Here is a 19246-nt window from a genome sequence, read left to right as displayed (position 1 = left end):
AATAAAAAGATCAATATTAAGATTTTGAGATTGCATTTTTCCCCGCCGGTTGCGAGCGCCCTCGCATGAGTATTCCGGGAGTCTGAAAACACTGAATCCGAGTCAGCATTTTGCTTTTAGTGCTGAGAAGCACCTGGACATAGCAAAATCTCCCGGAATTCCGGGATACCCACAGGAGTGGGTTTATTTTTACGCTCGGATCTAGGGTTTTCAGTTCCCTTTTGGTCGTTGCGTATGCGACCAAAACATCTTTTAATTCATAAAGTAATTTCAGGAAATTTACAATAAAAATAGTTTTTTACTTACAAAATTTGTTTTTTAATGAGAGGCTATCTTCCTCTTAAATCTCTCTGGAATGATTGTCAAAATCATGACATTAGCCCCCGTGTTTTTTGAGAGGGTTAAAAAGCCTTAAGGTTTAAGATCAAAAGAACTTTGGACGCTTAAAAGTTAAACATTTTCAATTCTCTAGTATTGACAACATAGACAAGAGTAATTATCTCCAATATTCAGGAATAGAAAGGACATATATTATGAAGACCACCCTTTCTCCGCTAATTTCAGAGTTCGAAACCGTTGAACAGGAAAGCAGCTACACTGCATGGCTGCGCGATAAGGTAGCGAGCAGTCTTGCAAATCCATATCCTCCTATTCCGCATGATGAGGTTATGGCTGAAATGGAAGTTATAATCAGTCAGCTTGAAGCTGAACAGGACAAGTGATGCTTCCGGTTGTTTGATTGTCTTCGGCGCGCGACAATTTGCGTCAGATGTTACCTATATTGCTCGCGAGAAACCATCTGCTGCGCGCCGAATGAAAAGGTTTTTGGAAGCATCTGTACTGCCATTGGCTGAACATCCATATTTATACAGACAGAGTGAGAAGGTATTAGGATTACGAGAAATTGTAGCGCATCCAAATTACCTTATATTGTATCGAGTAGCTGCACATCAAATCGAAATTGTAGCTGTAGTACATGCCTGACGTGAATTTCCTATTTTTCTTTAATCTAATGAGAGGCTGCCTCTTAAACTTTGCAAGTCCATCAAAATTATGACAACAGCCCCGCGTTTATCAAAGAGACTAAAATGATTTCTTCTACGGTAGTGAATTCACGCGCGGTCTCTTCATTAAAATTTGCACAATCGCTTGCTGTTTGAATAAGAGTGGGGGGTGGATCGTTTCTTTGAGCCTATAGAATGGGTGTGTCTGTGGAATGTGGTGGGATGCTACGTGGTTTTAGGCGTGCGCTTTAAAAAATAAACATAAGCATTATTCAAATTTAACGTGATGCTGTAGCAAATTTTTTTGCATCTAAATTGTAGCCAACTTCACATAGTCGATCAATAAGATCCGGAAGTGTTTCTTTTACGTGTTCATTAAAAGGAATGTATTTAAGCCCACCAAAATCTGAAGGGAGTTCAAGGTCTTGTTTTTTTAGAATAGCGACATTTTTGCGAGAAAGTGCAGCGGTTAACATGCCCATTTCGAAAATAACGTTTTGTCGTGCACGAAATTGTTCTTTTTTTTTCTCTGTCAGATCTAGCATAGCCTATATCATCGGGAGTAAGCAGCACAATACCAAATTTTATGAAATCGCTACAGATTCCTTTTTCTAAAGCTTCAATGATGGTTAAGCCATTACCACTCGTATTTTGTAAAATGTATGGTTCAAGATTAAAATCATTAAGAATAGATGTAAGTTGCTTTAGGGCAGTACGATCATGACCGTGAACGATAAAGATTTTTTTATTTGAGGTATTGGAAGCCATTTTTGAGAGAAGAATCGTTGATGTTTCTTCTATATGCTTTGCTAAATCTTCTATTAACTTTTGTTTTATGTTTTCGCTGCCTTGAACTTGAAGTTTTCCTGTGCTTTCATACCAATTAATAACGCCTCCTTCGCAGGTTTTGATCTGATATCCTCTAGAAGAATTAAGTGATAGAGACTTAATTTCTATGATTTTATATCCAGCTGTTTTAACTATATCTTTAAGGTCTTCGACGGTTCCGCTATATTTCACTGTTTGTATTCTTTCAATATTGCTGGCTATTAATATAAAATGGTGGTTTATTTTTATAACTATTTGAATTTAAAGAGCGCTATGATTTCATTTTCTTATACTATGCACAAAAAAAGACAGTCACCTTCCATTCAATTGATTGAAACGTGGGAAAACTTGACTAAATGATGGGAAATTTTACTGCGTGATGAAGCGATCTGATTGAATTATGAATAAACGAAACGAATTTTTCTCCTATTTTTATATATCATTATGTTCTCTATAAGAAACACAAAAGTTAACGTTTTATTTATAAATTCTTCTCCTATATTACAAGGGGGTGTCCTTACATTTTTCTTGCATTGTTTTAAGCAGTATTAAGGGATTGTCGTTCCCGAAAATGACTTCTTCTACAGCAATGAATTCACATCCAGTCTTTAAGGCTTCATCAAAGGTTGAAAAATCGCTTCCTGCTTGCACAACAGCAGGGATTTCCATAATCTCTGCCCACCATGTTGCTAACTGGAGATTGCGGGGGTGCGCATGGGGTTTTTTATCAGCCCCTAATTTGCCAAAAAATAGATAATCAACACCTGTTTCCGCTGCAAGCATAGCACTATGGCGATTGCGTAAATTGCCAAAGCCTATGATTTTTTGTTCCTTTTGCTGATTTTTGAAGCTTTCAAGAGCGTTAAGATCATCTTCTATGTGCAATCCATCAGCCTTTATACGCCCAGCAATGCGGCTGTCATCAGCGATGAGAAGGGCTGCGTCATGATGTTGAATATCTTCTGCGTAAATTTGCGCTTGTTGTTGTAAAAAAGAGCTATCATCTTTCAACTTTTCAGAATCATAGAGGATGACGCATGCAAAAGACTTTGTTTGCAAAATTTGCCGCAATAATGCGTGTGGGGTGTTGCGCCGAACATCAAGTGTTAAAATCAACTGAGGGAAAAGAGGTGGATCAATTGGTTTATTTTTTTGTTCTGTCATGTCAAATCCCTGTTTCTTAGAAAAAATAACGCTTAAAAATTAAAGTTTCATTCTATTATGCTTATTTGCGATGAAAGTGACCACCATTTTCACGTAATTTAAAGGATTTGTGGGTGTGTGGAAGCCTGTTTATGAGAAATGAGAGTGTTTTTAAGCATAATATGTCGCCTTTTTGTTGTGATACACGTATGGACGCTTTTCGTTCTTTTGCCTTTAAAAAACTTTTGCTTTTAAAAAAATAAACGCTTAAAATGAAACTTGACTCTTAAAAATTAAAATTTCATCCTGTTCATGCTTGTTGGCAATAAGGGTAAGCACCATTTTTATGGGACTTCAAGGGGGGTGCAACGTGTGGGAGTCCACTGATGAAATACCAAGGTATTCTTGAGCATAATACTCAACCTTCTCATCGTGATACACGCATTGATGTTTTTCGTTCTTTGGCCTTATTGACGATTTTCATCAACCATATTCCCAGAACGATCTATGAGTCTTTTACTCATAGAAACTTCGGTTTTTCTGATTGTGCAGAAGTGTTTGTTTTGCTTTCAGGGATTGCTCTTGGGTTAAGCTTTCATGGACGATTACAGCAAAAATCCTTTGCTTTTATTATCCGAAAACTTTGGTACAGAGCTCTGCAGCTCTATGGTGCATATCTTTTTACTACTTTTGTCACGTTAAGTCTTTTTTTTGCTGCCTTTTTATTATGGCGAACAGAAAAACTTTTATCGATGAACAATGTGGGACTCTTTTTTAAAGAGCCTAGTATCGCATTTTTGAGTACCTTAAGCTTTGGGCATCAATTGGGATATAATAATATTCTTCCTCTTTATATCGTTTTGATGTTTTTTGCGCCTTTTATCCTTTATTTGAGTTGTAAGCAGACAAAATGGCTGCTTTTGGGCTCCTTTACACTGTATCTTATCTGCGGATTTTATAAAATTGCTCCTCCTTCTTATCCTTTAAAGGGAAAGTGGTTTTTAAATCCTTTGTCTTGGCAATTCTTATTTGTCATAGGATTGACCAGTACTTTAGCGCTTAAACAAGGAAAAAAAATCGCTTTTCAGTCTTTTTGGATTGTTTGTGCGGCAGCGTATCTCTTGTTGGCGCTGTTATGGGTTCGCTTAAACTGGTGGGGCATTTTGGGGTGGCTTGGCTGGTCTTCCCCATTGTTGAACTTTAATAAAACCTTTTTAAGCTTGCCACGTTTACTCCATGTTCTTGCATTAGCCTTTCTCATTCTTTCTTTGCCGCGCATCAATAAATGGTTTTATGTCTCTCAGAAACATCCTTTAGCAATTTTAGGAAAACATAGTTTACCGGTCTTTGTAACGGGAACCATTTTTGCGATGTTTGGACAAATTATAAAAACAGTGATGACAGAAACGTTTTTTTCCGATACCCTCTTAATAATAACGGGTATTGCTTTGCAATTTGGAGTCGCTTATTATTGTGAAAAACGGCAATCTTGGCAGTGGTCATTTTCAAGGAAAATGATCCGTTTATAAAAAACATTCCTATAGTGTTTGTTGGGCACGTTAACCTTAGTATAAAAAGTGCGTTGCGCAAAAAAATTAAAAGAGGTAGCAGTTTTAAAAAAAAGCGTTCTATACAGCAACAAAAGAAACTTTTTAATACTCTGTTCGTTGAGTGGTATAATTTTGTGCTGATACTTGGAGTATAAAAGCGTGAGTGTACATAAACGTCCATATGATGAACCTATTATCATGATTGAGCATAATGCTTTTGAAAATGCTTTTAATCGTCTCTATGAAGAAACAATGGCGCTGATTGAAAAAACCGCAGCGTATATTGACTCAGAAGGGAAATTAGTAGCACGCTCTCTTTCGGCAGAGGTTTCTGCAATCTATGCAAAAGAGGCTATGTATTTAAGTACACGACTTATGCAAATCGCTTCTCAACTCCTTCTTCTTCGCGCAGAGCGTGAAGGGGAAATGTCATCAGAACAAATAAAAAAAGAAATTGTAAAAGTGTCACTTCATACACCGACATTGGAACTTGAAACCCATCATTGGCATGAATTGCCAGAAATTTTTCGCCAATTTGTTTCTCATTCATTGCGTTTAGAAGCGCGGATAACCTATATGCGTGCTGGGTGGGAAACTGCGGCCTCCTGTGATTTAGAAGATGATAATCCAGTGGGAAAACAAATCGAATTGCTCAAAACAGCCTTTGGGCGTTCTTAGAGGGACTCCCCTTGCTTTGTGCGAAGGAGAAATGTCATCAGAACAAATAAAAAAAGAAATTGTAAAAGTGTCACTTCATACACCGACATTGGAACTTGAAACCCCTAATTGGCATGAATTGCCAGAAATTTTTCGCCAATTTGTTTCTCATTCATTGCGTTTAGAAGCGCGCATTTTTTTCATTTAGAGATGCTGCTGTAGTTTAAGCGTTCTGGTCAATAAGGGGCGGCTGTAGTTTAAGCGATGATAATCCAGTGGGAAAATAAATCGAATTGCTCAAAACAGCCTTTGGGCGTGCTGAGAATAATAGCTCCTTGCTTCTTTCTTGCGATATTTAGAGCAGTATACCCATTTTTTTACAACCGAAATTTCACAACTAAAACTAATCTAGAGTGCTTTTTTCTGCCTAATTTTATTTGAGCGTAGGAAATATCTTGAGCTTATAGCTGAAGGGTATAGGTATTGATTGTAAATTATGGCATGGGATGGAGTATGGTTGGTTTTGTGGGAAATCGGCTTTGGTTGATTGCAGCTGGAACACTTTCTGTTGATCTATCGTGTGATTTTGTTTTGGCTCTGATAATGATCTGGCTCTAAGATAGAGTAGGGGCTTGTACATCAATTTATTTGTGCTCTATAATTTATGCCTATAAAGCTGCTGTAAAGTGTGTGTTAATGAGGATGATACACATTGTTACAGTTTTTGGGCTTCTTTTGTCTTGAATGGAAGGTATTTTCCCTCGCGTAAAGTAAAATATCCAAAATAAAGTGCCATATAATGAATGCCCCATGGGTTCCCTGTGCCCCCATGCAATGTCCCTCTATATGCAATGTCATTGTGGTGTGATGAGTATACTCAAAAACACCTCTCAGTTCTTATTCACATTCGTTGAGCCTCTCTCATTTTTACGCTTGCAAAGGAAAAAGCCGGCACTATCATCATCTTTGCCAGTCCCCAATGTTGCAACAGCTTTTGGAACTTGAGACAATTCATTAGAGGCATTTTTAGTCCTGTCTTGTACAGTTTCACTCTATACGGCAATCCCACGTTTCATATGTAAGAGAATGGTTTTGATTGCTTCAATATAAACAGATTTGTAATGAGAAAATCTTAGGATATTCGGGATTCTTATGCAACATACAAAATAATTAATTATCTTTGTAAATCAATGTGTTGAGTTATTGTGGTAGCGTCATGCTATAATGTAAAAAGTTTCCGTAAAGTGTATACTATTCATTGCATAGCCTCTTTATACTTATGAATGTGCAATCCAGCACTGATCTATTTTCTCGTTTGCGATGTTTAACCATTATGGCATTGGAAATGATACAGAAAGGGAATTTTTATGCTTTAGAGGGTGCTTGATAAGGTGCTTGCTTGTGATGTGTGAATGGTTTTGATTGATTTCAGTTATGCTTCATAAAGTGTATTCCATAAAGATGCTGTTCGTTGTGTGTTATAATTGTATAAATTTGGGGGATATGATTATCTTTTTACTGGTTTTGTCTTGGGTTGCTGGTTTCTTTGTGGTCTTGTCTTTATTCACATCTTTATTCACAGGGGGGAAAAGTGTATAGACTGTAGTTTATGGCAGAGACGATTCGTATTATAGGCATTGATCCCGGATTACGGCGTACAGGGTGGGGCGTTATCGATGTTGCGGGTAATCGTCTTCAGTTTATTGCAGCAGGGACGGTTTCTTCTGATGTACAGTGTGAGCTGGCTTCCAGACTATGTCAGATCCACAAAGGTCTTTCAGAGGTTGTGCATCAATTTATGCCCCATGAAGCCGCTGTAGAACATGTATTTGTCAACAAAGATGCTACAGCAACTTTAAAACTTGGCCAAGCGCGTGCAATTGCACTGCTGGTTCCTGCGCAAGCAAATCTTCCTGTTTTTGAATATGCGCCCAACAAAGTGAAAAAATCAGTTATTGGGGTTGGACATGGGGCTAAAGAACAAATCCATATGATGGTCAAAGTTCTCCTCCCACGGGCTGAATTTGATAGCAGTGATGCGGCTGATGCTCTTGCTCTTGCTCTTTGTCATAGTATGCACCGTAACAGTATTGACCGATCTTATCAGGCAAGGATGGCGATATGAGTGGGGTGGAAGCATGATTGGCAAATTAAAGGGCACTCTTGAACATATCTTTGATGATCATATCCTTCTTGATGTTCACGGTGTGGGGTATGTTGTTTTTGTGTCAAATCGGCTGCGTCCTTCTTTACCCTCTGTTGGGGAGGCGTTAAGCCTTTTTATTGAAACGCATGTTCGGGAAGACGCAATCCGCCTTTTTGGTTTTGCTACAAGAGCTGAACAGGAGTGGTTTTGTCTTCTACAAAATGTTCCTGGAGTAGGGGCAAAGGTTGCTTTGGCAATCTTGGGTACTTTATCGCCAGATGAACTTGCACAGGCTATTGCTTTAAACGATGTTGCGATGATTAGTCGAGCGCCAGGCGTTGGTAAAAAAGTCAGTGAAAGAATTGTGGGTGAACTGAAAAGTAAAACACTCCCCTTTGAACAAGCTGTCAAGACTGTTTCGGTTTCTCAGCGTGAGATGACCAATCAACCTGCGCATGATGCGCTTTCCGCGTTGATGAAGCTAGGGTTTGAACGGGAGCATGCATCTCGTGCTCTTGCTCTTGCGATGAATGCTCTTGAGGGGGAAACTGTTTCTTCTGCCCTGCTGATCCGCCATAGTCTCAAATTGCTTTCTTCTCCTACTTAAAATCAAGGTAACAATGCATAAAGATGAAGATAAACGCCTTCTGGGTTCCGCCCCCCTTCCTAACGATCCAGATCGTTCCTTGAGGCCACAAGTTCTCGATGACTTTATTGGTCAAGAAGCGGCGCGGGCTAATTTAAAAATATTTATTGAAGCAGCAAAAACGCGGCAAGAAGCGCTGGATCACGTTTTGTTTGTAGGGCCACCGGGGTTGGGAAAAACAACGCTTTCACAGATTATGGCAAAAGAATTAGGCGTTAATTTTCGCTCTACTTCAGGGCCGGTCATCGCTAAAGCAGGAGATTTAGCCGCTCTCTTGACCAATCTTGAAGAACGTGATGTCTTGTTTATTGATGAAATTCATCGCTTAAATCCGGCGATTGAGGAAATTCTTTATCCAGCCATGGAAGATTATCAACTTGATTTGATCATTGGGGAGGGGCCGGCCGCACGCTCGGTGAAAATTGATCTGGCTAAATTTACTTTGGTGGCAGCAACCACACGTTTGGGGCTTTTAACCACACCTCTACGAGACCGTTTTGGCATCCCAATTCGTCTCAATTTTTATACGATAGAAGAATTGGAATATATTGTGCAGCGTAATGCACGACTTTTTGCCGTTAAGATCAGTGATGATGGTGCTCATGAAATTGCACGCCGAGCACGCGGGACGCCTCGTATTGCCGGACGGCTTTTACGGCGCGTTTGTGATTTTGCTCTGGTTAAACAGGCAAAACAAATTGACCAAAAAATCGCCGATGAAGCCCTTTCGCGCCTTGAGGTTGATCATCTTGGGCTTGATCCGCTTGACCGCCGCTACTTGCTCCTGATTGCGGAAACTTTTTTAGGGGGACCGGTGGGGATTGAAACGATTGCTGCTGCTTTATCAGAACCACGCGATGCCATTGAAGATATTGTTGAACCGTATTTGCTCCAACAAGGTTTTATTCAAAGAACCGCTCGTGGACGCATTCTAACTGAAAAGGCTTGGAGCCATTTAGGGCTTTCTGCTCCAGCCTCTACAACGTCTATACAAAGGCGTTCTCAACTTTCTGATGCTCAAGACAATTCATCACTTCAGACATCTTTATGGGATGGGGAAGATGACTAAGACATTCTCTTTATTAAAAGAAACTATGTGAATATTTTATAGCAAGGTCATAAAATACAAGAGACGTGCCTTCTTTTAGCATATTCTGGCTAAAAAGGTTTGGCACTATTAAAGATTTTTTGCTTTTCACAACTTCAACACAAAAATGTGTTCAATCTTTTGATTGATAGATAATTTGCTATATTAGATGATTTTATGGGATATGAAGTCGATGACAGAAATAACACCTTTTAAGAGCAATCATACAAACGCTTTTCATAATTTTCAGGTCCGCGTTTATGTTGCGGATACAGATTTTTCCGGTGTAGTTTATCATGCGCGTTATCTTGAGTTTTTTGAACGAGGACGTTCAGAGTTTTTACGGGATACCGGTTTTAATAATAAGATGTTAGCAGCAGGGGGTGAGGGGGAAAAACTGTTTTTTGTTGTTCGTCATATGGAAATTAATTTTTCAAGACCCGCTAAAATTGATCATCTTTTAGTCGTTAAAACACGTGTTACTCATATCCAAGGGGCCCGCTTTTTTATGGAGCAATCTATTTTGCATGAGATGACTACGTTGGTAACAGCCAAAGTTGAAATTGCTCTGATTAATGAGGAGGCAAAACCGCGACGTTTACCCAAAGAACTTTTTGCAAAAATGCTTGGTTAAAAGTGTTATTCATTGAAACAGCCGCTTCAGGAGAGATCAGCAGATATAAAGTAATCTATAATCTAAGACTATACATTTATCATAGCCTAGATGTTTTCTAACAAGGTTACACGATACAGCAAAAGAAAGCACCTCTGCTACAATAACTACAATAAATTGAAGATGATATCCCACAAAATTAAACACGCCCTATCCATGTTATGATTCAAAAACAATGTCATATCATCCATTTTCTTCTATAAACTCAAGATATTTTCTTTTTTGAAGAAAGGTTTGTTGGCATCGGAAAGCAGCGAAAAAGTACAAAATATAAAAAGAAATAAAAATGGATTAAGATTTATTTTTATAAAAATGCACATACCCAGCGCAATATTGCAATAAAGTGATAATAAGCCATTAGGTCGAAAATTGTCTTAAAAACACCCAAAGGGTGTTTTTAAGCAATTTGATTTGTTTTTTTACTGGATTGTCATTTGGCATCACAAGAGCGCGTGTTTCATCCATTTCTATCTATAATGCATCACTTTATGTGCGCTTCTAAGCGTAGTAAATGAGTGAGAGATCAATGTATACAAAGCAGAAATGCATTCTTGATTTAAAGTTTCAAAAGCATATTATTCTATATAATATATTGACTTAGAAAGATAAATTATCACTTCTCACGGGTACAAACCCTAATAGAGGAATAGAATAAAATACTTTACATTTCAAATCTGTTCATGTTGAAACAATTAAAATCATTTGCTTACGCATCATAAGAGAGCAATAAAAATCATTGAAAAAATTGTAAAAATGTTCCTTATGTATCATTTTCAATGCAATAATGATCAAATATCGCAAGTGAGCAAAGAGAGCGAAGAAGCTGGTTTTCATGAAGTAAAGACGTGAAAAGGCTTTTTTCATGTCACGGAAGCTTGTACGTTATACCATGGTGCCAGAGAGATGATAGGCATTGAAAGGGGCTAATTCACAACACAATGAGATTACATGAGACTTACACTAGATTATATAGGACTTATAATAGGGGGGGTGCATGGGGGAGGCGCATTGTTGTGAGGTGTGGTAGGGTGGTTTAGTGTCGTTTTTTTTCCCGATGGTGTGATCTTATTAAAGAATGAGAGAAACAATAGCCTGAGGCAAAGCGTCATCTTTTATGATGATAACATATTTATTTACAATGATAATTCATTGCGTTGTCACTTTCAGATAATTCTGAAACTTGTAAAATTTTTTCTTTTCAAGCTCTATTGCCGCGAATTAATCAAAAACATTTTCTTACATGTCACAAGCGGAGTTGGTGAGTGGATACAAAAATACTTAAGAAAGGAATAAAATGCTTCTTATGAATCTTTTCAAGTGCTAAGACTTATCGCTGTATTTTAAGCTTAAAACGCGTATGATGATTTAGCGTTCTTTTCATAAGCGTAAAGATGGTGGTGCATAATAGATTTTATATCATGCATTTTTATGTCTTTTATTTTTATAGCATTTATGGAGAAATCCTTATCGTTATATTTTTCATAAATGCTGTTGTGAAATGAGGGGGGTGTGCATTGAGGGATGTCTCTCGTCATAACTTTTTAAGGAAATTTAAGAAACAAGTCTTGTTTTAGCGCATGGATTTATGTGAGACTAGAGTCTTTACTTAAATTTAGAAACTATAAAATAATCTGTTTTATAAATTTTAAAAATGCATCTTTCATTTAGAGGGACAAAAATTATGCCGCATTTAGAACTAACGAATCCAGAAACAATTGGAATGTTGCATTTGTTTATGCAAGCGAGTTGGATCGTGAAAGGTGTTATGATCGGGTTGCTGCTCGCTTCTATCTGGAGTTGGGCAATTATTTTTGATAAAATTTTTACGTATCGGAGAATACGGCGTGAAATAAAGCAGTTTGAACGTACATTTTGGTCTGGCAAAGCGCTAGAAGATCTTTATGCATCATGCAAAAGTCAACGTACCAATAGTATATCCGCAGTTTTTATGGCAGCAATGGTTGAATGGAAAAAATCTCTTGAAAAAGGGACCCATACATCGAAAAGTTTGCAGAGCAGAATTGATAAGGCTATGGATTTGACGCTGGGACGTGAAAGTGAAAAAATAGAATCAAAATTAAGTTTTCTTGCGACACTGGGATCTGCGGGACCTTTTATCGGACTTTTTGGAACAGTTATTGGTATTATGGAGTCTTTTCTTTCTATTTCAGCTTCTCAAAATACATCACTTGCCATTGTCGCGCCAGGGATTGCAGAAGCGCTTTTGGCAACCGCGATTGGTTTGTTTGCAGCAATTCCAGCTGTTATTGCTTATAACAAGTTGACCCATGAAAGTGCGCGCATCATTGCACAAATAGAAAATTTTGCCGATGAATTTTCAACAATTGTATCGCGGCGTATTGATGAAACACGCACAGCACCTTCCTCTTTATAAAAAGGATCTTATCCCATGGGCGTTTCTGTTGCTTCTTCTTCTCGCAAAAATACACGTAGGCGGCATCATTCACGAAGCCAACTGATGAGTGAGATCAATGTCACTCCTTTTGTGGATGTTATGCTGGTCTTGTTGATTATTTTTATGGTCTCTGCCCCCCTTTTAGTGAACGGTGTTCCTCTAGATTTGCCTCGTAGTCAAGCGGGTCCCGTACGAGCTCAAAAAACACCTCTTACGGTTTCACTTGACGCGCAAGGGCGCTTTGCCATTAATCAAGATTACTATGAAACGTCACAGGCCCTGATTGCACACCTGAAAACTCTTCTGGAAGCAGATGCTACACAAAAAGATCAACGGGTTTTTGTGCGGGTTGCTAAAACTGTTGAATATCAGCAAGTATTAAAACTGCTGGCGGATATTCAAAAAGCGGGGTTTTCTCAAGTTGCGTTAGCAAGTTTAGCACAATAAATAATAAGTAATAAAATTGTGCATAACCGGTTGTTTTTAAGATGTTTTTAAAAGAGCATAGAGTGATTAAAAATGAAAAAATGTAAGGCATAAAGAATGAACAAAGACTCTTATCATAGTATGAAACGAGGCTTGGCTTTATCCCTTGTGGTCCATGTCATTTTTCTCAGTTGGGGAGCCGTTCAGTTTACAAACTCTGTCTCTTTACCACAACCGTTGGAAGCAATTCCCATCACTCTTGCTCCTTTGGTGGACGAGTTTTCCTCTCAACAAGGAGCCGTGAGGGCTCCTATCCGTGCAATCCCTGCCGTCAAACCAACTATGCAGCCACAAGAGAAAGAAGATGCACGCCATATTGGAGAGGGACAAATAGATAGTCTTGCACCATTTCAACCAAAGGAAAAGCCGCGTCCCGTTGAAACAACATCGCCACCATCAAGCGAGAACACGTCAGAAACATCTGCACCAGAACTTACAAAACCAGAATTATTAGAAGCAAAAACAGAGGATGCACCCAAGGTTGCACCTGAGATGCCTTTGGAGGCACCACCGGAGGATGCGCCCAAGGCTGCACCTGAGATGCCTTTGGAGGCACCACCGGAGGATGCGCCCAAGGCTGCACCTGAGTTGCCTTTGGAGGCACCACCGGAGGATGCGCCCAAGGCTGCACCTGAGATGCCTTTGGAGGCACCACCGGAGGATGCGCCCAAGGTTGCACCTGAGATGCCTTTGGAGGCACCGGAGGATGCCTCTAAGGTTGCGCTCAAGCCTGCGCACAAAAATGAAGAAATGATATCGCCAAAAGAATTGGCTCCAACGGTCCCAAAAGTACCAGCAGAGCAGATTGTTCATCAAGCGCCCAAAATTGTACTTCCAGAAAAATCTCTTCTTCCACAGTTTAAACCAAAGTTTGACGGAGAATTTCCAAAGAAGAATGAGGCTGCATTGAATCAAAAGACGCCAAAGCTTAACAAGAAAAACCAAGAGAAACAGACCATTGAAGATATTTTAGCTCTGGAGGAAAATAATTTGCTCAATCGTGCGCGGTCACAAGGAGGGGGAGCAAAACGTTCTCATACACCAGAAGCTTTGGGTGCAAGAAAAAATATTAATGATACCACAAAAATGGCACAAACATTGGTCAATATTGTGGGGGGATGTATTCAACAGAAGCTTAAACTTGTGGCGCTTGGCGGCGATTTAAAAAATCGTCCGGTCGTGCGGTTGCGATTTTATTTAGACCGTGAAGGGATGGTTGTGGGCGATCCTATCATTGATCCCGTAAGCGGCCTTGAGAGTCAACAAGCTATTATGATAAGGCAGGTGTATGCTGCTGTCTTTTCATGCCAACCTTATGCAGATCTCCCACGTGATCAATATGATCTATGGGGGCAAGGTTTTGACTTTAATGTTGATCCCCTCCAAGAAATAAGATGATAAACGAGAAAAAAGCGCTTAACGAAAGGACACATTCCATGATGACTATAACGAGACATAAAGTTTTTGCTTGGTTTATTGTCACTTGTGGGGTGTGGCTTTCAAGTATTTCATCGGGTTATGCGCAATTGAAAGGAACTATTTCGAGCGCTGATTTTAATCCCATTCCCATTGCAATTACAGACTTTATTTCCAATGATTCGATTGGGTTGAAAATATCTGCTGTGGTGACAGCCGATCTCGAACGGTCGGGGCTGTTTTTACCGCTTGATAAAGCAAATTTTTTTGAAAACATTTCTAATCCTAATAAACAACCACATTTTGCTTCTTGGCAGAAAATAAAAGCGCAAGGTTTAGTTACTGGGCAAGTCATGAGAGAAATCGATGGACGTTTGAGGGTCGATTTTCGTTTATGGGATGTGTTTGGACAAAGACAATTGAAAGGACGGCGTTTTTATACTGCGACAGAACGTTGGCGGCGTGTGGCACATATGATCGCAGATGAGATCTATAGTGAGATGACAGGAGAAAGTGGTTATTTTGATACACGAATTGTTTTTATCGATGAAACAGGTCCTCAAAATGCACGCATTAAACGTTTAGCAATGATGGATCAAGATGGAGCAAATTTGATTTATATGTCTGATGGAAGTGAATTGGTGCTTACACCGCGGTTTTCACCAAAAAGACAAGAATTGACCTATATGGCTTACGAGGACAATCAAGTACCTCATGTTTATCTCCAACAAATTGAAATGGGGCAAAGAGAGTTGATCGGAACGTTTAATAACATGACAATTGCTCCGCGTTTTTCTTCTGATGGACAAAAAGTTATCATGAGTTTGTTACAAAATGATGGGAGTGCCAATCTTTACACTATGGATTTACGAACCCGTACGATGACGCGACTTACAACAACTTCTGCTATTGATACTTCTGCTTCTTATTCACCGGATGGAAAACAAATTGTCTTTTCTTCAGATCGTAGTGGAAAGCCGCAAATCTATAAAATGAATGCGGATGGGAGTGATATTCAGCGTATTTCTTCAAACGATGGGAGTTATTCAACACCTATTTGGTCTCCACGGGGTGACTATATCGCCTTTACAAAACAATTAAGCGGACAATTTTCTATCGGTGTTATGCGCCCTGATGGACAAGGAGAACGAATTTTAACCACAGGGTTTCACAATGAAGGACCAACGTGGGCCCCTAATGGTCGTGTGCTGATGTTCTTTCGCAAAAATCCCGGTATGGGACCAAAAATTTATACGATTGATATTACGGGTCGCAATGAACGTCAATTACCCACCCCCAATGATGCTTCAGATCCAGCATGGTCGCCTTTGCTCAATATACAGTAAAACAAAATGCTTAAAAACAGAAGATAGAAGGAATATAGTCTATACAGTCTCAAGTTTAAACAATCTCAATAGTTTTTAATTATTTAAAAGAAGGAATTGATTATAGTGGGTATGGGGAGTTATGTAGATTTCATCTATCATCTATGGTTGTTGATCGATAATGGAATTTCCTTGGGGGAAAATGCTTAAAAAAATTCAAAACAAGACCTTGAAAAAATAGAGCCGAAAATTCTAAGATCTCTAGAGTTCAACTTTTTATTCAAAGTGTCGCTATATATATTTTTTTAAACTTCCTCTTCGATTTTGTTTGTGAAGAGTCCTCTTGTCAGGGGGGCTGTTGCTCTTTGATGTGTTTTATTCAAGTACGCGGTTGTTTTAGATCTGAATATTGATTGATTGGTAAGAGCAAAAGGACAGATTTTTAAGATAAATGACGTTATTTTAGAAATATACGATGCCATAAAGTTAATGCCATAAAGTCAAAAATTTATCCGCAACGGATTAGAGAGATGTACCGGCTTTTTGTACAATACTTTGCTAAACAATCAGCTCTGGCTTTCCATTTGCTTATTTTTATTCTGTGATGTTGTAAAAACACTGCCCTTTGAGGTGTGGGGATATAGGGCGTATAAACCTCCTTGATATATTCTAAGTGTTTTTTAAGTGCGTAGCGAATATTTAGGGGAGTGTATGTTTGTTGAGCCTTAAGTTTCAAGTGAATTTTATGAGTGATTCGTCATAGGAATACGTCAAGAAACCCCTAATTGTTTAGAGGCTAGATCATTTCATTACTTGAGAGCGGAGAGAGGAGGTTAATCTTAAAGAACAAAAAGATCAAATAGAGAGGAATATAGGGATAATCTTTGGGGCATGTAAGAAAGGCGTGAGGCTACAGAGTTTTGTATGCTTTCTTTTTGGGATTATGTTTTCTGAAATTAATTGCGGTTTTCTTGTTGCACTGACAGCTTTTCCCCGCTATTGACGCGGGGCTTTTATATATGCGGATAAAGAGGAGAGGTGACAGATGCTTTTGAAGCCCTCATGCATGAAGAGAGGGCTTATGCAAATGATGGGAATTATACAGACAATTTTGCCAAAATCTCATCACTGACATCAAAATTTGCATAAACATTTTGCACATCATCATCTTCTTCTAATGTTGAAATTAGTCGTAAAACGGACAAAGCTTTTTCTTCATCTATTGGTGCAAGGGTGGTGGCTTTCCAAATCGTTTTAATCGATTCTGCTTCACCAAGTTTTGCTTCAAGTGTTTTGGAAACTTCACCAATATCTTCAAATGCGCAGGTAATATGATGTCCGGTTTCTTCTGATTGCACATCTTCGGCACCGGCTTCAATTGCTGCATCCATGATGTTATCGGCTGTTCCTGCTTCTGGCTTATAGATTATTTCACCAATCCGATTAAACATGAAACTGACCGATCCTGTTTCCCCTAAGGCTCCTCCTGATTTTGTGAAGGCGGCGCGCACATTTGAAGCGGTGCGGTTGCGGTTATCAGTTAAAGCTTCAACAATGACGGCAACGCCGCCTGGTCCATAGCCCTCATAGCGTACTTCATCATAATTTTCGACATCGGCGCCTGACGCTTTTTTAATCGCGCGTTCAATATTATCTTTCGGCATCGATTGTGCTTTGGCATTTTGAACAGCCAGCCTTAAACGTGGGTTCATGGCTGGATCAGGAGCACCTTGTTTTGCTGCTACGGTAATTTCGCGCGCAAGCTTAGAAAATATTTTCGAGCGCATTGCATCTTGACGCCCTTTACGGTGCATAATATTCTTAAATTGTGAATGGCCTGCCATAGTTTTCCTTCCTATTTGAGGGCTTTTTTGCCAGTTGGATACTCCTTAGAATTTAAGGCGATAAAGCATGCATCCCACCAGAATAAATGTGCCACAGCATGAGGTGAAATAATCGAATAAACCCTTTATAAGAAAATTCATCTTAAAGGTAAAGACACCTTAGTTGAGGATCATTACAAGAGAGATCTCTTGTCGTTGAGCAAAAATAACGCTATAACAGAATGTAATCTCATAGCAAAATGGTTTATTCCATGCCGCGCTTTGTTTTAGGAGTGGTTGGAGAGACCTAAACATATAAAAAAGTTCCAGTGCTCTTGAGTGGGCGGTAACCTGCCTCATAGAAGAGGCGCAGAAGAGGATTTATAAAAATGGCAACGCAACTTTTGATGCCCAAAGCAACAGCTGTTTGGTTGGTTGATAATACAGCTCTTTCTTTTGATCAGATTGCAGAATTTTGTAAATTGCATGTCTTGGAAGTAAAAGCTATTGCCGATGGTGATGCGGCTTATGGTATTAAAGGTTTAGATCCGATTAGTTCTGGGCAATTGACGCGCAGTGAAATTGCACGGGTGGAGGCTGATCAAAACGCACGATTGAAAATTTCTCAATCTAGGGTGCATATTCCTGAAAAAAAACGTAAAGGGGCGCGCTATATCCCTCTTTCTCGACGCCAAGATCGTCCCAATGGTATCCTATGGTTGGTGACGAACCATCCCGAGTTGAAAGATGCACAAATTGCACGGTTGATTGGGACAACAAAAGCGACAATTGAACAAATCCGCCTTAGAACCCATTGGAATAGTGCAAATTTGGTTCCTCTTGATCCTGTAGGGCTTGGTTTGTGTTCGCAAATCGATTTAGATTTTGAGCTCCAGCGTGCGGCGAAAAATCGCCCTGTTGCTGCAGAAGAAGATAGGTCGTTGCTTCCCGCTTCTGTGACGGAAAACGCTGCTCTAGAGGAAAATGAGAGTGAAGAAAATCTGCATAAGACTTTTGACGCTGATAAAGTTTTTGCAAAGCTGAACGCGCTGCAAAAAAATCGTCAAGATCAAGATGATGCATAAAAAGCCATGACGCATAAGGGAAACATTTCTTATGGAAATGTTAGAGGAATGGCCAAAGAGAAGAAAAATTGGCAGAGACTCAAAAGTAAAAATGAGGACGAAAAAAAACAGAAAAAATTTCGTCTTCATTAGGAATTAACGGTTATTCTTAAAAATATTTTTAAGAATTGACCCTTCTTTACCAAATTCAAGGAGAAACGGACTATGCGCTCTACCAAAAAAACCATCTCTCATTCCTTAGCTATCCTCTTTCTTTTCTCACTATGCCTGGGTGGGTGTGGCAAAAAAAATGTTGGTGCACTTAACGGTATGAATGGCGCTTATATGAATGATGCTGGTTTGAATCAGATGTCACCAGGTTCAGGACAAGAATTTACGGTTAATGTGGGTGATCGCGTGTTTTTTGGTCTCGATTCTTCTTCACTTGATGCTGATGCTGAACGTATTTTAACGCGCCAAGCAGAATGGTTGCTTCATTATCCTTATTATTCTATTATGATCGAAGGTCATGCTGATGAGAGGGGAACACGTGAATATAACTTGGCACTTGGACAGCGCCGTGCTGTTGCTGTGCGAAACTATTTGGTGTCTCTTGGTGTGTCCGCACAACGGATTCAAACAATTTCTTACGGAAAAGAAAGACCTGTAGCAGTATGTGATGATATTTCCTGTTGGAATCAAAATCGACGTGCTGTGACAACGTTGAGTGACATGAATAATCATTAAAAAGAAGATTGTTTGTTTCAACTATTCAATAAGCTCTTAAGGGGAAAAAAGAATGTATCGTAAAATCAATTGGAAAACACTCTTTTATATGGGGGTTTTCATAGCTTGTTCTACTTCACTTGTTCAAAGTGCGGCACGAAAGGCTTCCGAATATCCTGCACATGATACGGATAAAGTTGATGCAGTTGATAAGGCAACTGATGACGTGAAGAAAGCACCTGATGCAGCCGATAAA

19 protein-coding genes and 2 pseudogenes are annotated in these 19246 nt (G+C 39.3%); 17 read left to right on the top strand and 4 right to left on the bottom strand.

From position 1 onward, the window contains the following. The first annotated feature begins 533 nt into the window (after nt 1-533). Both ACFIMM_RS03425 and ACFIMM_RS03420 read left to right on the top strand, forming a co-directional pair. The gene (locus tag ACFIMM_RS03425) at nt 534-722 is read left to right on the top strand and encodes an antitoxin (protein ID WP_375611750.1); all 189 of its coding nucleotides are present in this window, start codon (nt 534-536) and stop codon (nt 720-722) included. Continuing rightward, nucleotides 700-984: a type II toxin-antitoxin system RelE/ParE family toxin gene (locus tag ACFIMM_RS03420; protein ID WP_375683667.1), complete on the top strand. Its 285-nt coding sequence runs from the start codon at nt 700-702 to the stop codon at nt 982-984. The genes ACFIMM_RS03425 and ACFIMM_RS03420 overlap by 23 nt, the downstream gene beginning before the upstream one ends. Nucleotides 985-1282: 298 nt before the next feature. Here ACFIMM_RS03420 and ACFIMM_RS03415 read toward each other — a convergent pair whose 3' ends face one another. The 3 genes from ACFIMM_RS03415 to ACFIMM_RS03405 all read right to left on the bottom strand — a co-directional run bounded on the left by ACFIMM_RS03415 (nt 1283) and on the right by ACFIMM_RS03405 (nt 2996). Then, a complete protein-coding gene (locus ACFIMM_RS03415; protein ID WP_375692615.1) occupies nt 1283-1480 on the bottom strand; it encodes a hypothetical protein in 198 nt (65 codons plus the stop codon). After that, on the bottom strand, nt 1422-2024 hold the full coding sequence (locus ACFIMM_RS03410) for a TIR domain-containing protein (RefSeq protein ID WP_375692614.1): 603 nt from the start codon (nt 2022-2024) through the stop codon (nt 1422-1424). The genes ACFIMM_RS03415 and ACFIMM_RS03410 overlap by 59 nt, the downstream gene beginning before the upstream one ends. Nucleotides 2025-2333: 309 nt before the next feature. Beyond that, on the bottom strand, nt 2334-2996 hold the full coding sequence (locus tag ACFIMM_RS03405) for a thiamine phosphate synthase (protein WP_375682640.1): 663 nt from the start codon (nt 2994-2996) through the stop codon (nt 2334-2336). 365 nt (nt 2997-3361) lie between these two features. Here ACFIMM_RS03405 and ACFIMM_RS03400 point away from each other — a divergent pair, with 365 nt between their 5' ends. The 12 genes and pseudogenes from ACFIMM_RS03400 to tolB all read left to right on the top strand — a co-directional run bounded on the left by ACFIMM_RS03400 (nt 3362) and on the right by tolB (nt 15398). Further along, complete coding sequence (locus ACFIMM_RS03400; protein ID WP_375682639.1) at nt 3362-4504, top strand: OpgC family protein; 1143 nt, start codon at nt 3362-3364, stop codon at nt 4502-4504. 180 nt (nt 4505-4684) lie between these two features. After that, a complete protein-coding gene (locus tag ACFIMM_RS03395; protein WP_375692613.1) occupies nt 4685-5203 on the top strand; it encodes a DUF1465 family protein in 519 nt (172 codons plus the stop codon). Between the two features lie 22 nt (nt 5204-5225). Continuing rightward, nucleotides 5226-5469, top strand: a pseudogene (locus ACFIMM_RS03390) (DUF1465 family protein); the annotation flags it as partial. 196 nt (nt 5470-5665) lie between these two features. Next, entirely contained in the window at nt 5666-5800 is a 135-nt protein-coding gene (locus ACFIMM_RS03385; RefSeq protein WP_375666270.1) for a hypothetical protein, read from the top strand. Nucleotides 5801-6791: 991 nt separating this feature from the next. Then, on the top strand, nt 6792-7307 hold the full coding sequence (gene ruvC, locus ACFIMM_RS03380) for a crossover junction endodeoxyribonuclease RuvC (protein WP_375613206.1): 516 nt from the start codon (nt 6792-6794) through the stop codon (nt 7305-7307). Nucleotides 7308-7320: 13 nt separating this feature from the next. Next, nucleotides 7321-7935: a Holliday junction branch migration protein RuvA gene (gene ruvA, locus ACFIMM_RS03375; protein WP_375611757.1), complete on the top strand. Its 615-nt coding sequence runs from the start codon at nt 7321-7323 to the stop codon at nt 7933-7935. A 13-nt stretch (nt 7936-7948) separates the two neighbouring features. Beyond that, complete coding sequence (ruvB, locus tag ACFIMM_RS03370) at nt 7949-9043, top strand: Holliday junction branch migration DNA helicase RuvB (RefSeq protein WP_375613207.1); 1095 nt, start codon at nt 7949-7951, stop codon at nt 9041-9043. A gap of 211 nt (nt 9044-9254) precedes the next feature. Further along, nucleotides 9255-9695: a tol-pal system-associated acyl-CoA thioesterase gene (ybgC, locus tag ACFIMM_RS03365; protein WP_375611759.1), complete on the top strand. Its 441-nt coding sequence runs from the start codon at nt 9255-9257 to the stop codon at nt 9693-9695. Nucleotides 9696-11415: 1720 nt separating this feature from the next. Next, complete coding sequence (gene tolQ, locus ACFIMM_RS03360; RefSeq protein ID WP_375611760.1) at nt 11416-12129, top strand: protein TolQ; 714 nt, start codon at nt 11416-11418, stop codon at nt 12127-12129. A gap of 15 nt (nt 12130-12144) precedes the next feature. Further along, on the top strand, nt 12145-12597 hold the full coding sequence (gene tolR, locus ACFIMM_RS03355; RefSeq protein WP_375627998.1) for a protein TolR: 453 nt from the start codon (nt 12145-12147) through the stop codon (nt 12595-12597). A gap of 96 nt (nt 12598-12693) precedes the next feature. Beyond that, nucleotides 12694-14034: a cell envelope biogenesis protein TolA gene (locus ACFIMM_RS03350; RefSeq protein ID WP_375692612.1), complete on the top strand. Its 1341-nt coding sequence runs from the start codon at nt 12694-12696 to the stop codon at nt 14032-14034. A 38-nt stretch (nt 14035-14072) separates the two neighbouring features. Beyond that, nucleotides 14073-15398, top strand: a complete 1326-nt coding sequence (tolB, locus tag ACFIMM_RS03345) for a Tol-Pal system beta propeller repeat protein TolB (protein ID WP_375638279.1) — start codon at nt 14073-14075, stop codon at nt 15396-15398. 1076 nt (nt 15399-16474) lie between these two features. Here the strand turns inward: tolB and ACFIMM_RS03340 are convergent. After that, nucleotides 16475-17221, bottom strand: a complete 747-nt coding sequence (locus tag ACFIMM_RS03340) for a YebC/PmpR family DNA-binding transcriptional regulator (RefSeq protein ID WP_254492472.1) — start codon at nt 17219-17221, stop codon at nt 16475-16477. 368 nt (nt 17222-17589) lie between these two features. Between ACFIMM_RS03340 and ACFIMM_RS03335 the strand changes: the two genes are divergently transcribed. From ACFIMM_RS03335 to ACFIMM_RS03325, 3 genes and pseudogenes are all read left to right on the top strand, one after another. Next, nucleotides 17590-18285 (top strand): DUF1013 domain-containing protein, encoded by a 696-nt coding sequence (locus ACFIMM_RS03335; protein ID WP_375611764.1) that lies wholly within the window; start codon nt 17590-17592, stop codon nt 18283-18285. 204 nt (nt 18286-18489) lie between these two features. After that, nucleotides 18490-19011: a peptidoglycan-associated lipoprotein Pal gene (gene pal, locus ACFIMM_RS03330; RefSeq protein WP_375632039.1), complete on the top strand. Its 522-nt coding sequence runs from the start codon at nt 18490-18492 to the stop codon at nt 19009-19011. A gap of 52 nt (nt 19012-19063) precedes the next feature. After that, a pseudogene (locus ACFIMM_RS03325) lies at nt 19064-19246 on the top strand (hypothetical protein); the annotation flags it as partial.

The sequence above is a fragment of the Bartonella sp. AP258QHHD genome (genome assembly GCF_042196145.1).
Lineage (GTDB): Bacteria > Pseudomonadota > Alphaproteobacteria > Rhizobiales > Rhizobiaceae > Bartonella.
Note: the sequence above shows the minus strand (reverse complement) of the source record. Positions and strands in the feature narration are given on the sequence as shown.

Bases quoted from the DNA above. Each gene is read 5' to 3' on its own strand.
- ACFIMM_RS03350 (WP_375692612.1), top strand. From the start codon at position 12,694: ATGAACAAAGACTCTTATCATAGTATGAAACGAGGCTTGGCTTTATCC.
- tolR (WP_375627998.1), top strand. From the start codon at position 12,145: ATGGGCGTTTCTGTTGCTTCTTCTTCTCGCAAAAATACACGTAGGCGG.
- ruvA (WP_375611757.1), top strand. From the start codon at position 7,321: ATGATTGGCAAATTAAAGGGCACTCTTGAACATATCTTTGATGATCAT.
- ACFIMM_RS03400 (WP_375682639.1), top strand. From the start codon at position 3,362: ATGAAATACCAAGGTATTCTTGAGCATAATACTCAACCTTCTCATCGT.
- ACFIMM_RS03405 (WP_375682640.1), bottom strand. From the start codon at position 2,996: ATGACAGAACAAAAAAATAAACCAATTGATCCACCTCTTTTCCCTCAG.
- ruvB (WP_375613207.1), top strand. From the start codon at position 7,949: ATGCATAAAGATGAAGATAAACGCCTTCTGGGTTCCGCCCCCCTTCCT.
- tolB (WP_375638279.1), top strand. From the start codon at position 14,073: ATGATGACTATAACGAGACATAAAGTTTTTGCTTGGTTTATTGTCACT.
- tolQ (WP_375611760.1), top strand. From the start codon at position 11,416: ATGCCGCATTTAGAACTAACGAATCCAGAAACAATTGGAATGTTGCAT.
- ACFIMM_RS03335 (WP_375611764.1), top strand. From the start codon at position 17,590: ATGGCAACGCAACTTTTGATGCCCAAAGCAACAGCTGTTTGGTTGGTT.
- ybgC (WP_375611759.1), top strand. From the start codon at position 9,255: ATGACAGAAATAACACCTTTTAAGAGCAATCATACAAACGCTTTTCAT.
- ruvC (WP_375613206.1), top strand. From the start codon at position 6,792: ATGGCAGAGACGATTCGTATTATAGGCATTGATCCCGGATTACGGCGT.
- ACFIMM_RS03340 (WP_254492472.1), bottom strand. From the start codon at position 17,221: ATGGCAGGCCATTCACAATTTAAGAATATTATGCACCGTAAAGGGCGT.
- ACFIMM_RS03415 (WP_375692615.1), bottom strand. From the start codon at position 1,480: ATGTTAACCGCTGCACTTTCTCGCAAAAATGTCGCTATTCTAAAAAAA.
- pal (WP_375632039.1), top strand. From the start codon at position 18,490: ATGCGCTCTACCAAAAAAACCATCTCTCATTCCTTAGCTATCCTCTTT.
- ACFIMM_RS03425 (WP_375611750.1), top strand. From the start codon at position 534: ATGAAGACCACCCTTTCTCCGCTAATTTCAGAGTTCGAAACCGTTGAA.